Origin of the sequence: Maribacter zhoushanensis (assembly GCF_029350975.1) — a bacterium.
In the GTDB taxonomy this organism is placed as follows: Bacteria; Bacteroidota; Bacteroidia; order Flavobacteriales; family Flavobacteriaceae; genus Maribacter; species Maribacter zhoushanensis.
The window spans coordinates 152816-167656 of record NZ_JARKMR010000003.1; the positions used below are offsets into that span (position 1 = coordinate 152816).

Annotated in this window: 13 protein-coding genes; 6 read left to right on the forward strand and 7 right to left on the reverse strand. The window is 33.9% G+C overall.

The features are described 5' to 3' along the window. Positions 1-6: 6 nt before the first annotated feature. Positions 7-2202 carry a PAS domain-containing sensor histidine kinase gene (locus PXD56_RS11110; protein WP_276493417.1) on the reverse strand — a complete coding sequence of 732 codons (2196 nt, stop codon included), beginning with the start codon at positions 2200-2202 and terminating at the stop codon, positions 7-9. 133 nt (positions 2203-2335) lie between these two features. Between PXD56_RS11110 and PXD56_RS11115 the strand changes: the two genes are divergently transcribed. Together PXD56_RS11115 and PXD56_RS11120 are read left to right on the forward strand one after the other, a co-directional pair. Then, positions 2336-2800, forward strand: coding sequence for an ankyrin repeat domain-containing protein (locus tag PXD56_RS11115; protein ID WP_276493418.1), 465 nt, complete (start codon positions 2336-2338; stop codon positions 2798-2800). A 3-nt stretch (positions 2801-2803) separates the two neighbouring features. After that, the gene (locus PXD56_RS11120) at positions 2804-3592 is read left to right on the forward strand and encodes an amidohydrolase (RefSeq protein WP_276493419.1); all 789 of its coding nucleotides are present in this window, start codon (positions 2804-2806) and stop codon (positions 3590-3592) included. Here the strand turns inward: PXD56_RS11120 and PXD56_RS11125 are convergent. Then, a complete protein-coding gene (locus PXD56_RS11125; protein ID WP_276493420.1) occupies positions 3576-5192 on the reverse strand; it encodes an Ig-like domain-containing domain in 1617 nt (538 codons plus the stop codon). The two genes, PXD56_RS11120 and PXD56_RS11125, sit on opposite strands and share 17 nt — an antisense overlap. Positions 5193-5243: 51 nt before the next feature. After that, entirely contained in the window at positions 5244-5945 is a 702-nt protein-coding gene (locus PXD56_RS11130) for a ComF family protein (RefSeq protein ID WP_276493421.1), read from the reverse strand. Between the two features lie 40 nt (positions 5946-5985). Between PXD56_RS11130 and PXD56_RS11135 the strand changes: the two genes are divergently transcribed. After that, the gene (locus tag PXD56_RS11135; protein WP_276493422.1) at positions 5986-6885 is read left to right on the forward strand and encodes a hypothetical protein; all 900 of its coding nucleotides are present in this window, start codon (positions 5986-5988) and stop codon (positions 6883-6885) included. A gap of 37 nt (positions 6886-6922) precedes the next feature. Continuing rightward, positions 6923-8467: a glycine--tRNA ligase gene (locus PXD56_RS11140; RefSeq protein ID WP_276493423.1), complete on the forward strand. Its 1545-nt coding sequence runs from the start codon at positions 6923-6925 to the stop codon at positions 8465-8467. A 1-nt stretch (position 8468) separates the two neighbouring features. On the opposite strand, the gene PXD56_RS11145 is transcribed toward PXD56_RS11140, so the two are convergent. Together PXD56_RS11145 and PXD56_RS11150 are read right to left on the reverse strand one after the other, a co-directional pair. After that, entirely contained in the window at positions 8469-10556 is a 2088-nt protein-coding gene (locus tag PXD56_RS11145; protein WP_276493424.1) for a TonB-dependent receptor family protein, read from the reverse strand. Positions 10557-10582: 26 nt separating this feature from the next. Next, positions 10583-11107 (reverse strand): DUF3575 domain-containing protein, encoded by a 525-nt coding sequence (locus PXD56_RS11150; protein ID WP_276493425.1) that lies wholly within the window; start codon positions 11105-11107, stop codon positions 10583-10585. Positions 11108-11216: 109 nt separating this feature from the next. Here PXD56_RS11150 and PXD56_RS11155 point away from each other — a divergent pair, with 109 nt between their 5' ends. Together PXD56_RS11155 and PXD56_RS11160 are read left to right on the forward strand one after the other, a co-directional pair. Then, positions 11217-11981 carry an exodeoxyribonuclease III gene (locus PXD56_RS11155; RefSeq protein WP_276493426.1) on the forward strand — a complete coding sequence of 255 codons (765 nt, stop codon included), beginning with the start codon at positions 11217-11219 and terminating at the stop codon, positions 11979-11981. 69 nt (positions 11982-12050) lie between these two features. Further along, positions 12051-13091 carry an aldo/keto reductase gene (locus PXD56_RS11160; protein ID WP_276493427.1) on the forward strand — a complete coding sequence of 347 codons (1041 nt, stop codon included), beginning with the start codon at positions 12051-12053 and terminating at the stop codon, positions 13089-13091. A gap of 105 nt (positions 13092-13196) precedes the next feature. On the opposite strand, the gene radA is transcribed toward PXD56_RS11160, so the two are convergent. Both radA and PXD56_RS11170 read right to left on the reverse strand, forming a co-directional pair. Then, positions 13197-14558 carry a DNA repair protein RadA gene (radA, locus tag PXD56_RS11165; RefSeq protein WP_276493428.1) on the reverse strand — a complete coding sequence of 454 codons (1362 nt, stop codon included), beginning with the start codon at positions 14556-14558 and terminating at the stop codon, positions 13197-13199. Positions 14559-14632: 74 nt separating this feature from the next. Continuing rightward, entirely contained in the window at positions 14633-14803 is a 171-nt protein-coding gene (locus PXD56_RS11170) for a hypothetical protein (protein WP_276493429.1), read from the reverse strand. Between the last annotated feature and the right edge of the window lie 38 nt (positions 14804-14841).

Genomic DNA, 14841 nt, shown 5'->3' on the forward strand with positions numbered 1-14841 from the left:
TTTAGTTTAGCTCTGTTTAAGTTCTATGAATATAGTGGTGCCTACATCTACAATACTTTCAATAGTTATACTGCCGCTCATTGCTTCTATTTGGTTTTTTGTAATAAATAGACCTATACCCTTGGCATCTTTGTGTTTGTGAAAGGTCTTGTACATGCCAAATATTTTATCGCCATGTCTATCCAAATCTATTCCCTGACCATTATCAGTAAAAGTTATGAGAACATGATCTTTTTTTAATATTGATTTTATCTTAATTGACGGGTTGCGATTTGGTGAACTGTATTTTAAAGCATTTGTAAGAACGTTTAAAAATATACTTTCTAAATAAGCCGGTACTGCATTAACGAAATGAGATTTTGATACATCAATATTTATGGTTGCTTTTTGCTCTTCAATCAACCCATTTATACTTTTTGTTATTTGGTTGATAGTATTTAGAACACTAATACTCTGTAGTTTTTCAAGAGCTCCGGTTTTAACCTGTACAACGTCGTTTAAATGTGCAATTGTCTCTGTTAGACTTTCTGTGGCACTGGTTATCATTTTGTTTAAATTTTTACGCTCGTTCTCATCCTTTTCTTTATTTAAAAATTTAGTCAACATGGTCATATTCGTAGAATGTGACCTAAGATTATGAGATACTATATGCGCAAAATTAGTTAGACTTTCATTTTGGCTTTTAGTGACGTCGACTAATGTCTCAAGTCGTCTTTTTGAGTCTATGCTATCTGTAATGTCTAAGAATTGGGTAATTGCATGACTAGGTTTTCCTTTTAAATCTTTTACAGGGGTAACACCAATAATGGCGTGTACTATTTTTCCATTTTTATGAAAGTATCTTTTTTGTAGCTGTAGGTTATTTTCTTCGTTATTAAAAACTTTAGTCTTAAAAGCTTCACTATCGGTTAAGTCATCTGGATAGGTGATATCCGTAGTTTTCATATTTAATAATTCTTCTTCTGTATAGCCTAAGCTTTTAGATAAACTCCTGTTTACTTTTAGCCATTTAAGTTCTGGGCTAACTAATGCCATACCAATGGCAGAGTGTTCAAAAGTCTCTGCAAATAGTTTGGAGTTTTGTTCAAGTTTAAGCTCTGCACTTCTTAAATCTGTAATATCCCAATTGGCACCGGTCATCTTTACAGGATTACCGCTAAAGTCTTTTATAGTTTTAGAAATACCTTTAATATGCCTAATTGACCCGTTTTGATGATATATTCTATATTCTTCGTCAAAATCCTTAATTCCGCTAATTGCATTTTTGGTGGCAGTTACCGTTTTTTCTTTGTCATTAGGGTGTATTGTTGATGACCAAGCTTCAAATACACCTGAAAATTGATCTTTTTTTACATCAAAAATCCGATACATTTCATTATCCCAAACCAGTTTGTCTTCTATTAGGTCATAATCCCAAGTTCCAATTTTTGCAGACTGATTTGTAATTTTTAAGCGTTCCGTAATTTCTTTATGTGCTAATTCAATTTTTTTGCGTTCATCTATGTCTTGAAATGTACCAACAATTTTTATGGCCTTGCCATTGACTATTTCTACTTCTCCTTTTGCAGCCACCCAAATCTCATTACCCTTGGCGGTAATAATTATTAATTCGGTATGAAATGATTTTAAGTCTGCAATAGCAGTACTTACTAGGTGGGTAATATTGTCTCTATGAATTCCTTCTTTGTAAAAATTAATTCCATCCTCCAGATTAGGTTTGAAATTCTCATCTACTTCATGAATGTCTTTTGTTGTTTTGGTCCAGTTAACTAATCCTGTATTAAGATCAAGTTCCCAACAGCCAATTCTTGCTACTTCTTCAGCTTTATGAAGAAGTTCAATTTCTTTCTTATAAACCGTAATATCATCTAAGAATATTATAACTCCGTCAAACTCATTGGCTTCAAAAGTTGCAGGTAAGATTTTCCATTTTAGCCATAATGTTTTGCCGCTGGGCAAAGTAAATTTTTCCCCTGTATTAATATTTTTTTCCCCCTTTATTCCATTAATAATGGCAGTTTTAAGAGTTTCAGGTAATTCAACGGTAACGTCAAAAAAGTGTTTATTCGTTATATCGTTACTGTTTAAGGTAAATTTTTGTATCCACTCGTTAGAGTAGCTAATAAAGTTTAACTTAGTATCCACGATAGCGATTGCATTGGGGGATTCTCTTAAAAGAAAGTCAACAGCTAATGTTCTCAAAGGTTCTTACATTTAAAATTAAAGGTACGTATTTCATATTAAGTAAGGTAATATTGTTTATAAGTAAGAAAATACAACCTAATTTAATTTTGTTATCTTTTTAAACGCTGAGTGTAATTTATAAGATGAAACCATGAACGAGTTTTTTTTCAAAGGAATAAGAGAGGGTAGCTTTAATGAGGTCAAAGCAATGCTCGAAAAAAATCCATTACTAGTGAATAGTAAGGATGGTAGAGGGTCTACTCCCTTAATATTAGCCACTTACTATGATGAGAAAGAGATAGCTTTGTTATTGTTGGACCATGGTGCTAAAATAGATGCTGTAGATGAATCTGGTAACACTGCATTAATGGGTGTTTGCTTTAAAGGTTATACTGATATAGCCAAGTTGTTGATTGATAAAAAAGCTGAATTGAATAATCGTAATGCTATGGGTGCCACATGTTTAATCTATGCTACACAATTTAATAGATTAGAGATTGCAAAATTATTGATGGCAAATGGCGCCGATAAAACGATTAAAGATAATAGGGGGAATAGTGCATTAGATCATGCTAAGACACAGGGCTTAAGTGCTTTTATTGATATGTTGGAATAAGAAATGAAGGAGAATCTAAATAAGAGTCTTAAAATTGCCTTGATTCAATCTATTTTACATTGGGAAAATCCATTGGCTAATAGAGAGATGTTCGGTAATAAAATAGAACAGATTGTCGAATCTGTTGATGTAATTGTTTTGCCAGAAATGTTTACTACAGGCTTTACCATGTCACCTGGTAATATTGACAAAAATGAAGGGTTGATTACCTTGGATTGGATGAAAAAAATGGCATCTACTCATAATAGTGCTATTACAGGTAGTATTGTATTTCATGACGATGGCAAGTATTACAATAGGCTTTTTTTTGTGGAACCAAGTGGTGATTACCAAAGTTATGATAAGCGTCATACATTCACATTGGCAGGTGAGGATAAGGAATATACAGCAGGTACAGATAGGTTACTATTGCTTTATAAAGGCTTTACTATTTGCCCGTTAGTGTGTTATGATCTTCGTTTTCCGGTATGGAGTAGAAATACAGAAAATTTTGATGTATTGCTGTATATCGCAAACTGGCCAACACCAAGAGTTAATGCTTGGGATGCTCTTTTAAAAGCAAGGGCTATTGAGAATATGGTCTATTGCATTGGGGTAAATCGTATAGGTGAAGATGAGGTAGGGCATAAATATCCTGGGCACTCAAGTGTATATGATCCTCTGGGAAAGTTAGTTCTACTTTCTGAAAAAGAAGAAACATCAATAGTTGAAATTTTTAAAAATGAAATTGATGATGTTAGAAATAAACTTCGGTTTTTAGATGATAGAGATGAGTTTACTCTATTAAATTAAAGACTTCTATTTTTTCCCAATTAGCTCGTAATTCAATCAAGTTTGGGTAGTAACTAATTTTTTCTGGTTGCCTTTTCTCTAAAAAACTACCGGTATCCCATTTACCGTTACCATTCGTGTCAAAAATAACACGTGCTTGGTATTTGCCGGGATCAAGATTGTCAAAAACATATACTTGCGATTCTGTTGAAAAAATTTCACGTTGTAAATCGCCCTTTTCATTGGTTAATTGCACAATTATAGGATACACAATATTACTACCATTTAAATTTAAAGTAAGATTGCCATAATCAGCTAAACCTTTAGTTCTAAATGAATAAGCGACTGAGTCATTAGAAGTTTCAAAAAAATCTGTGACTGCGCCTGGTATTAATTCCATTCTATAGCTTTGGTCCGGGTCAATTTTGAAATCAAAATTCAGCAAATTCTCTAAGGTGTCTAGTTTTAATTCGTAAGCTATTTCAACAGAGTCCTTATCCATTAATTTAATTTTGGTACTGTCATAGCTTACTAGTGGTGTATTACTTAGAAGGTTAATAGGCTTATCCATTTCTATATTTCCATTTTGGCTCATAGAAATTTTCAACGAGTCAAACCCAACTTTTCTGTTCTTCACTTTAAATGTGTCTTGTATTTTTAAGTTTTCGTTGGTAATTGTAAATAGAAGAGAATCCATTTGGTAGGGTGTAAACCAAAAATTCAATGTATCCTTTTCTCTTTCTTTTGTAATCTTTGTTTTAACGCTATCAGGTATTTGGGTTAAAGTTTCAATTTTAATACTGTCACCTTTACCGTAGTATCCAAAACTTATTCTATTGCTTGCTTCCATGCTGGGCACAGCTACACCGTAATCTTGTATTTCTTTGAAAAGATTTAAAAGGTAAATTGAATCTGTTGGTAAGCTAATGGTATCTTCTACAAATCCTATTTTATCTGTTTTCTGATCAAATAAGTTATTGCTAGACGCATCTTTAATGCCAAATAGGGCATATTTACCTTCTTTTAGATTTTTAAGTTTAAATATTACGGCACTATCTAGCGTATTTGTAATATAATTGGGAGGTCTTTTGTAAACCGTAGAATCATTATAACTACTGTCAATTTTATAAAGCATAACGCTTATAAAATCATCTGCTTTTTTGTTGAAAGCATCTTTTACTACTCCTGTTAACTCTAGTGAGTCAATATAATCACCGGTAGAGAATACATAAGTGAAAAAAGAATTTGGATTTTCTTCATTATTATCAACAATACCTTGACCAAAATTAAAAGTGTAGGTTGTATTAGGTTCTAGTGTATCCTTAATGGTAATTTCTACATATTTATTGGCATTGCCAATAGGGGAAAGTACCGGGGAATTTTTTAAAGGCGGAGAAATGATAAGTTGTTTTTGAATATCATTTAACTTCACCAATTCATTAAAATATAATCTAATTCTCTGCCCTTTAAAATTGGTGGTTAAATTAGGGGGTTCTGCTTTTGTTAATTTTGGTGGAGTAATATCTTTTGGTCCGCCAGTAGGTGTACCTCTTTGTGCACATTGGTAAGAAACCAGTACAATGACAAAAATAAATATTAAACCTAGAATTTTTCTGCCCATTAGTGTATTTATCGACCGCAAAGAAACAACATATTTTATAGAAATCTAATACTAAGGAACAACGGCCATGCTAGAAATATAAATCTGAATACCTTCAATATCTTTGAAAGTGTTGGCGCAAATTTCCATAGTAGCACCGGTAGTGATTACATCGTCTACCAAAAGTATGGTTTTGTTGGCTAGTATTTTTCCATTTTTAATTTCGTACAAGGACCTATTATCATACCATCTACTTAGTCTATTCTTTTTGGTTTGCGTTTTTGTATTAGCGGTTTTTACTAAAATGTTATCACTGTAATCTGCGTTAATATGAAAAGCAATTTGTTTTGCAAAAAGCGCTACTTGGTTATAACCTCTTTTTTTGAGTTTTTTTCGATGTAAAGGAACAGGAATTACAAAATCAATATTTGGTAAATGATTTTGTTCTTTTATTATTTGACCATGCCAATCTCCTAAAAACTGTCCAATACCTTCTTGGTTTTTGTATTTTAAAAAATGTATTAAGTTTTTTACGATTCCAATTTCGGTAAAGAATAAGAATGAATTTGCTTTTTTTATGTTAATTCGACCATAAAAAATACGGTCAACTGCATTTTCATCGTTAAAGGTGTACTCGGTAAGTGGTAATTGATGTCGGCAAGATGTACAGAGAAGCACCTCTCCTCTATATAATCGTGCATTACATCCAAAACATGATATGGGTAACAGTATGTTGGTAACATCCTTTAGTATATTTGAAATTCTGTTTTTCATCAAATTTTACAGATTAAACAACCTACAGCCCGCTTTTTAAATGGACAGTCAAGATAATAAATTCAATTATAAAATAATACTGGCAGCATTTGTTGCAGTTCTATTAGCGTTATTAATTGCGTTCTACTATAGTTATGCCCAGTCAAATGCTCAAATTGACTTTTTAGAGCAAGAGAAAGAAATTTTGGTAAGAGATCTTACCCTTATGAAAGCAGATGTAGACCGTTTGTCCGCAAAAAGCGAAATGAACGAAATTGAATTACAAGATTCTAAATTTAAGGTACAAGAGCTTTTAGATTCTGTTGGGCGATTAAATTTTACAGTTCAAAAACTGAGAGAGTTTAAAACAGAGTTACGTAGGTTAGAATCTAAGAATGATAGTTTACTTCTAAAAAACAACTTCTTACGTTACAATAATATGTTACTTACAGATAAGTATGACGAGTCTCGTAAGCAAATTGAAAATCTAAGGGCAAATAGCAATTCTTTGGCGGAGGCAGAAGCTTTGCAAAGAAGGAAAATATTAGAACTTAACCAGAAATTAAAGACCAAAAGCTATTTAAAAATGGCTAATTCTGAAGGTAGTGGTTTTAGGTTGATTCGTGGTACAAAGCCTACCAAAACAAATAAGGCCTCTATAATTGAAAAGCTTAGAGGTTGTGTAACGGTTTTGGCAGATGAGAGCGAAGCTAACAACGAAAAAGTGATTTATCTTCAGTTCTTAGATCCTAATAAGCAAATTATTGAAGATAATGCCAATACAATAACTGTAAATGGTAACGTATATAGCAAAAGAGTTGAATTTGTTTTTACAGGTACAGACCAGTCTTTATGTGAAGCTATTACAATACCAGAAGGTTCATTAGAGCAAGGTATTTATACCTTGAACGTGTTTGAAGATGAACGATTAATTACTTCTTCTGAATTTGAATTAAAATAATTATTATTTTTTTAGCCTATTGTTCTATTTTTGCCGCATGGCAAAGCAAGAAGATGATTTTAAGCGTGTAATCTCACACGCAAAGGAATACGGATATGTATTTCAATCTAGTGAAATTTATGATGGTTTAAGTGCTATTTATGATTACGGTCAAAATGGTGTTGAACTTAAAAAGAATATACGTGACTATTGGTGGAAAGCCATGGTGCAGCTCAATGATAATATTGTTGGGTTAGATGCGGCAATTTTTATGCATCCGTTAACGTGGAAAGCTTCTGGGCATATAGATGCATTTAATGATCCGTTAATAGATAATAAAGACTCAAAAAAAAGATACAGGGCAGATGTTTTAGTAGAAGACTATGTTGCTAAAATTGATGCTAAGATTGAAAAAGAGGTAAAAAAAGCAGCTAAGCGTTTTGGCGATGCTTTTGATAAAGAACAGTTTCTACAGACTAATCAACGTGTAGTTGATTATCAAGAGCAAGGTAAAGCAATCTTGAGCAGACTGGGTAAATCTTTACAGAATGAAGATTTAGCCGATGTAAAAGCACTTATTGAAGAATTGGATATAGCATGCCCAATGTCTGGCTCAAAGAACTGGACAGATGTAAAGCAGTTTAATTTAATGTTCGGTACTAAATTAGGTGCCAATGCAGACAGTGCAATGGATCTATATCTTAGACCAGAAACTGCACAGGGTATTTTTGTAAACTTCTTGAACGTACAGAAATCTGGTCGTATGAAGCTTCCTTTCGGAATTGCACAGACTGGTAAGGCATTTAGAAATGAAATTGTTGCAAGACAGTTTATTTTTAGAATGCGTGAGTTTGAGCAGATGGAAATGCAATTCTTTATTCAACCAGGTACACAAAAAGAATGGTATGAGGTTTGGAAAGAGAAAAGAATGAAATGGCACTTATCTTTAGGTCTAGGTCAAGATAACTACCGTTTTCATGACCATGAGAAGCTTGCACACTATGCAGACGCTGCATCGGATATTGAATTTCGTTTTCCGTTCGGATTTAAAGAGTTGGAGGGAATTCATTCCCGTACAGATTTCGACCTAAGCAGCCATGAGAAATTCTCTGGTAAGAAATTACAATATTTTGATCATGAGGTGAACAAAAATTATGTTCCTTACGTTTTAGAAACTTCTATTGGTTTAGATAGAATGTTCTTGGCGGTATTCTCTAACTCACTAAAGGAGGAAGAATTGGAGAATAATACAACAAGAACAGTACTTAAGCTTCCAGCTGTTTTAGCTCCGGTAAAAGCGGCTATTTTACCTTTGCTTAAAAAGGATGGTTTACCAGAAATAGCACATAAAATTATAGATGACCTTAAGTGGGACTTTAATGTAATTTATGATGAGAAAGATGCTGTAGGTAGACGCTACAGAAGACAAGACGCCAATGGTACACCTTTTTGTATTACTGTAGATCATCAAACATTAGAAGATAACACAGTTACCATTAGACATAGAGATTCTATGGAGCAGGAACGTGTTGCTATATCGGCATTGAACGGTATCATTCATGATGCAGTTGATATGAAAACATGGTTGAAGAAAATGGAATAGTTTAAAGGGTGTAATTCAGCTTTACACCACCATAATAGTTGATATTGTTCCCAGGGTAGAAATACCTTGGGGCATTTCCTCCAAATCCTGTAGCGTTAATTAATACGGACTGTGCGTACTTTTTATTAGTAAGGTTATTGATGCCAAAATCTAAACCTAAACGTAGTTTTTCTGTTATTTGTTTTTTATACCCTGCCTTTATATTTAATAAATTGAAAGAGTCGCTATAAAGGGAATTCGAATCTGTCAACGGTATTTCATCTACAAATTGATGGGTGATATTTGCAAACAGCCCATTTCCAAGATTAGTTTGAATCCCTGAGTTTACTTTGTTTTTTGGAACTCCTGTTAAAGCATTTTCAGAATAGTCTTCATCAGCTTCCTCATCTGTAAAATCAATAAATTTATGGTTGCTGTAGGTATAGCTTATAAATGGTGAAATCGTTATTTTATTGGTTAAGTTGATGCGGTAGCTCCAATCTAAATCAACACCTTGATGTTTGGTTTTACCTGCATTACGTCCAATATATTGGTTATTTCCAACACGTTTGGCAACTAATAGGTTTTTAATGGGCATAATGTAGGCGGCCACTTCTAAATTTAGTCTATTGTCTTTGCTTTGATGTTTTATGCCAATCTCATAATTTGTTCCTGTCTCTTGAGCAATATCTGGATTAATGATACCGTCAGGAGTAAGTGTTTCTTCTAAACTAGGGTTTGAAAATCCGCGGCTAATATTCGCAAAAAGTTGGTTTGTTGGTGTAATTGTGTAGTTAATATCTAAGCTTGGTAGAAAAAGGGTCTTAAAATTTCTATTGGCACTTGTATTGTTTTCGCCCGAGTTTAATAGGTCTCTAAAATCATATTGAGTTTTATTGATATTTAGACCCAATTGTGCGGTCAACTTGGGAGTAAAAGAATATGTTGCCGTAGCAAAACCGTTAATTTGATTTCTAAATTCTTTGTTTTTAGATAATCTACCACCTTGTAAACTTCCGTTGCCATTGTTTTCTTGATAAAGATTTTCAAATGTTCCCCAAGAATATTCATCTTTATAAAGTTCGCCACCAAATGTATAAGTGAGCGTATTTTCAGAAATAGCTGCATTTCCAGAGAACAAGGTTCTAAAACCGAATCCATTTGTATATTCATCTAAAATATTAAACGGTGCAGGTTCGTAATGGTCTAAGTAAGTATAAAACAAACTGGTAGTATTTTTTAATTTTGAATTTGCGTAATAGGTGTGAGAAAGACCAATAAGACTGTAGTTGTTGTCTTCATAACCTTTAGCAGAATTCCAAGTAAACGCAGCTTGTGTTGGGTCTTCGTCAAAATCTTCTTGGCTAACGGAACTGGCTATTTGGGCAGAGTAATCAATATGATTTACCAATAGCTCAACTTCACTTTTTTCTGAAAGTTTAAATATGGTGTTTAAAAGAAACCCATCACGTTCAAATCTGTTATTATCGCGATAACCGTCTATTTCCATATGCCCGTATTGAAAGGTCATATAAAAATCTTCTTGTGAGTGTGTAAATCCTAGACTGTTTTTAAACAGTCCGTATGAACCTATGGTAGTGTTGTTAGTGAATTTAGTGGGTTGGTTACTTGTTTGCTTGGTGTTTAAGATAATTGCGCCACCTAAATTGGTTCCAAAACCAGTTCCCTTTGGTCCTTTTATTACTTCTATTGAAGTAAGGTTTTCTATATCAAAAGCCTCAATGGTAGAAGAACCTGTTCCGTTGGTAATTGGAATATTATTGTAATAAAGTCTAAGCTTATCAGTGCCAAATAATGTCCTGGATCCAACACCTCTAATAGTAATTCTATTAGTATTTAGTGCTCCTGATAGTGCGTAAAGTCCTGAAACTTGATTGATGGAGCTTATGAAATCTACAGGACTATAATTGGCGAAAGTAGTAACGCCAATAGTTTGTGATGGTATAATGCCAATAGCATTTTTTGCTGTTAGCGTATCTATGACAATAACTTCGTTTAATTGGGTTACACTATCTTTTTTAATAGTGTTTTGTGCAAAAAAACTTAGGGTAAATGATGCAAACAGTAATGTAGAAAGTAATTTTTTCATAGGAGGATAAACCTCAAAAATACCTATTAAAAGCGGTAACCTAAAGATAAACCGGCTTTGAACATGAAATCATTCTGAAAATCTTCTGGATTAATATTTCTACCCAGGCCTCCATTGAGTTCAATGGTGAATTTTTGACTTCTGGTAGCCCATTTATATCCGCCTCCAAGACCAAGTGCTATTGTAGAGTAGTCATAATTTCTATTTCCCAGGTTTGCAGTGTCTACATCATCATCTTCACCAGTGTAATATAGTCCGAATACTTCGGCAAAAAGACCGCTTTTTGGTCCGTAACCAAAATATGCCCTTAAATTAGGCCCTATTCCAAAATTACCGTTATAATCAGTTGATTTTCCATCAAAATATAGTGTGCCACCAATACTGGTGTCTTCGTTTATGTAATACTCATAGCCAAATTCAACCGTAGTGGTTACCAAAAATTGACCAATGTTTAGTTTTACTTCATGGCTATTTTCATCGTTGTAATAAGCTTGAGAAAAAGAAGAAGTGGTAAAAAAAACTAAAAGAACTGAAAAAATAAACTTGTTCATGATATGCGTTTTAAAATGCAAATATTTTTTAAAGCTGTGAAATTATGATTTTAATAGAAAGTATGCACCCATAATCCTTAACTCTTTTTATTTTTAAACAAAAAAATAGATGAAAATCATATCCTACAATGTTAATGGAATACGTGCGGCAATAAGAAAGGGTTTTTTAGATTGGTTGAGCGCGGTATCGCCAGATGTTGTTTGTTTGCAAGAAATTAAGGCAAATGAAGATCAACTAGATCTTTCGTTATTTGAAGAGGCAGGTTATAAATATAATTATTGGTATAGCGCTCAAAAAAAAGGGTATAGCGGTGTGGCTATACTATCTAAAACAAAACCGGACAATGTAGTTTTTGGTACAGGTATAGATTATATGGATTTTGAGGGAAGAAATATACGAGCAGATTTTGGAGATATTTCTATCATGAGTATGTATTTGCCTTCAGGTACCAATATGCAGAGGTTAGATTTTAAACTTACGTATATGGCAGATTTTCAAGAGTATGCTAATGTTCTAAAAAAAGCTAATCCTAATCTAATAGTTCTTGGTGATTATAATATTTGCCATGAAGCAATAGATATTCATAATCCTGTAGGTTTAAAAAATGTATCGGGCTTTTTGCCGGTAGAAAGAGAATGGATAGGAGAATTCATGAAAAGCGGATTTATAGATAGTTTTAGAGAATTTAATTCTGAGCCAGATAACTATACGTGGTGGAGCTATAGGGCAAATGCAAGAAACAATAACAAGGGTTGGCGTTTAGATTATGCTATGGTAGCTTCATCGTTGAAAGACAGGTTGTCAAGATCTGTAATTTTATCAGAAGCAAAACACAGTGACCATTGCCCTATTTTAATAGAGGTAGAGAGTTAACGAAATAGACACCATCACACTGATTATATTTAGTAATTTTACATTTAAATATTGAAAATTTTAAGCTGAATGATTTATACCAATTTACCACATACAGATATTGAAGTAAGTAAAATATGTTTGGGTACAATGACTTGGGGTAATCAAAATACCGAAGAAGAAGGTCATGAGCAAATTAATTTCGCCATAGATAAAGGCGTTAATTTTTTAGATACTGCTGAGTTGTATCCTGTTCCTGCACATAAAGATAGATATGCTGCTACCGAGAAAGTCATAGGCAATTGGTTTAAGAAAAACGGTAATAGAGAAGATATCGTTTTAGCTTCTAAAATTGCAGGAAAAGCCGATATGACGAAGTTTATTAGAACTACGGGGTTTACTAGAGAGTCTATTATTGATGCTGTAGAAGGAAGTTTGCAGCGTTTGCAAACAGATTATATAGATTTATATCAACTGCATTGGCCAGACAGAAGCACTAATTATTTTGGTCAAAGAGGATACAAGCATGATATAGCAGACCACTGGGAAGATAATATTCATCAGGTTTTAGAAACCATGCGCGATTTAATTCGCGAAGGTAAAATTAAGCACGTAGGTATATCTAACGAAACTCCTTGGGGTACTATGCGATTCTTAGAAGAAAGTAAAGTTCATGGAACACTACCAAGAACAATAACCGTTCAAAACCCTTATAGTTTATTGAATAGATTGTTTGAAGTAGGCATGGCCGAAATTTCAATGAGAGAGCAAGTAGGCTTGTTGGCATATTCGCCAATGGGTTTTGGTGCCTTGAGCGGAAAATACTTAGGTGATAGAATGCCAGAAGGCTCTCGTTTAAGTCTATTTCCTCAATACAATAGATATATAGGTGAAAGCGCTGTTGAGGCTACAAAAAAGTATTATGAATTAGCGCAGGCCCAAGGTCTTAGCTTAGCGCAAATGGCGTTGGCATTCGTAAATACAAGACCTTTTGTAACCAGTACTATTATTGGTGCTACAAGTATAAAGCAGTTAGAGGAAAATATTGGTAGTATTGATGTTGATCTTTCTGAAGATATTTTAAAAGAAATAGAAGCTATTCATAATTCAATACCAAACCCTGCGCCCTAAAATGGAAAGTTTAGTATTTTTAAAAGTCGGATTTGGGCAAATTGTACTTATTCTAGTGGTAATAGTCATTATAATGGTATTGGCTAGAATAATGAGAGATAAGCGCTAGCTAAATAAGTTTGCGGCTACCTCTTCAATCTTAGAAGCCAATAAAATTTTGATTTTGGTTGATTTGAGACCTATTTTATTGCTTTTTGATACAATTATGGTGTCGTAGCCTAATTTTTCTGCTTCAAGAATACGTTGCTCTACACGCTGTACGGGTCTAATTTCTCCGGCAAGTCCAACTTCGGCCGCAAAACAAATTCCTTTATTAATAGGTATGTCTTCATTACTTGATAAAATAGCCGCTACGACTGCCAAATCAATAGCTGGGTCGTCTACCGAAATACCTCCGGTAATATTTAAGAAAACATCCTTAGCGCCTAATTTAAATCCTGCACGTTTTTCTAGCACTGCCAATAACATATTTAATCTTTTGACATTATAGCCTGTTGTAGAACGTTGAGGTGTTCCATAAACAGCTGTGCTCACCAATGCCTGAATTTCAATGAGTAAAGGGCGCATGCCTTCCACTGTAGATGCAATTGCGGTGCCGCTTAAGCCTTCATCGCTTTTAGAAATCAATACTTCAGACGGGTTGTTAACTTCACGCAGACCACTACCTTGCATTTCGTAAATACCAAGTTCTGCGGTAGATCCAAATCTATTTTTTAATGATCTAAGAATACGGTATACATAATTACGGTCGCCTTCGAACTGAAGAACCGTGTCAACCATATGTTCTAAAATTTTAGGTCCGGCAATTGATCCGTCTTTGGTAATATGTCCAATAAGTATAACAGGTGTATTAGTTTCTTTTGCAAATTTTATAAGCTCAGCTGTACACTCTCGTATTTGAGAAATACTACCAGCAGCAGATTCAATATAGTCTGAATGAAGGGTTTGTATAGAATCGATAACGACAATATCAGGCTCTGTAGCCTCAATCTGTTTAAAAATGTTTTGTGTTTTTGTTTCCGTAAGAATAAAACAGGTTTTACTGTTTGGCTGAATTCTGTCGGCACGCATTTTAATCTGTTTTTGGCTTTCTTCACCAGAAACATAAAGCGTTTTGTAAGGTAGTTTTAATGCTATTTGAAGTAGTAGTGTGCTTTTACCAACACCGGGTTCACCGCCTAATAATACTAAGGCGCCAGGAACAAGACCGCCACCAAGAACTCTATTGAATTCAAGGTCAAAAGTATTTAGGCGTACTTCTTTTTCAATACTTATTTCATTCACTAAAAGAGGTTTAGAAACTCTTTTGGCTGTTTGTGAAGGAGTTTTCCAACTGGTCTTTTCTTCCTTTTGTACCACTTCTTCAACAACGGTATTCCATTGTTTGCAAGCAGAACATTGTCCTACCCATTTAGCATATTGAGTGCCACAATTTTGGCAAAAAAATGCAGTTTTAGTTTTAGCCATCTTTAGCTTTTATCGATAAAAGCTAAAGGTAGCAAGAAGTTTGAAATGATAGTGTTTTAGAATGAAATTAGAGTTTACTTTTCACTGGATCTTTCTTTTTTAAAAGCACTAAAGGCGAGGAAAAATGATGCCCACGCCATAAATAGGGCAATTCCGTTATAGGCTAAGTTGAACTCTCCCTTTAAGCCAAAGTAAGTAAAGAGCACTCCGGAGAACACGAAGTACATTGCGTCAATTTTAATCATAATTAAGTAGGTTGGGCTAATTTGGGACTAGCCGTTTA

Coding starts and splice junctions, on each gene's coding strand:
- PXD56_RS11115 (WP_276493418.1), top strand. CDS start 2,336: ATGAACGAGTTTTTTTTCAAAGGAATAAGAGAGGGTAGCTTTAATGAG.
- PXD56_RS11120 (WP_276493419.1), top strand. CDS start 2,804: ATGAAGGAGAATCTAAATAAGAGTCTTAAAATTGCCTTGATTCAATCT.
- PXD56_RS11125 (WP_276493420.1), bottom strand. CDS start 5,192: ATGGGCAGAAAAATTCTAGGTTTAATATTTATTTTTGTCATTGTACTG.
- PXD56_RS11130 (WP_276493421.1), bottom strand. CDS start 5,945: ATGAAAAACAGAATTTCAAATATACTAAAGGATGTTACCAACATACTG.
- PXD56_RS11135 (WP_276493422.1), top strand. CDS start 5,986: ATGGACAGTCAAGATAATAAATTCAATTATAAAATAATACTGGCAGCA.
- PXD56_RS11140 (WP_276493423.1), top strand. CDS start 6,923: ATGGCAAAGCAAGAAGATGATTTTAAGCGTGTAATCTCACACGCAAAG.
- PXD56_RS11145 (WP_276493424.1), bottom strand. CDS start 10,556: ATGAAAAAATTACTTTCTACATTACTGTTTGCATCATTTACCCTAAGT.
- PXD56_RS11150 (WP_276493425.1), bottom strand. CDS start 11,107: ATGAACAAGTTTATTTTTTCAGTTCTTTTAGTTTTTTTTACCACTTCT.
- PXD56_RS11155 (WP_276493426.1), top strand. CDS start 11,217: ATGAAAATCATATCCTACAATGTTAATGGAATACGTGCGGCAATAAGA.
- PXD56_RS11160 (WP_276493427.1), top strand. CDS start 12,051: ATGATTTATACCAATTTACCACATACAGATATTGAAGTAAGTAAAATA.
- radA (WP_276493428.1), bottom strand. CDS start 14,558: ATGGCTAAAACTAAAACTGCATTTTTTTGCCAAAATTGTGGCACTCAA.
- PXD56_RS11170 (WP_276493429.1), bottom strand. CDS start 14,803: ATGATTAAAATTGACGCAATGTACTTCGTGTTCTCCGGAGTGCTCTTT.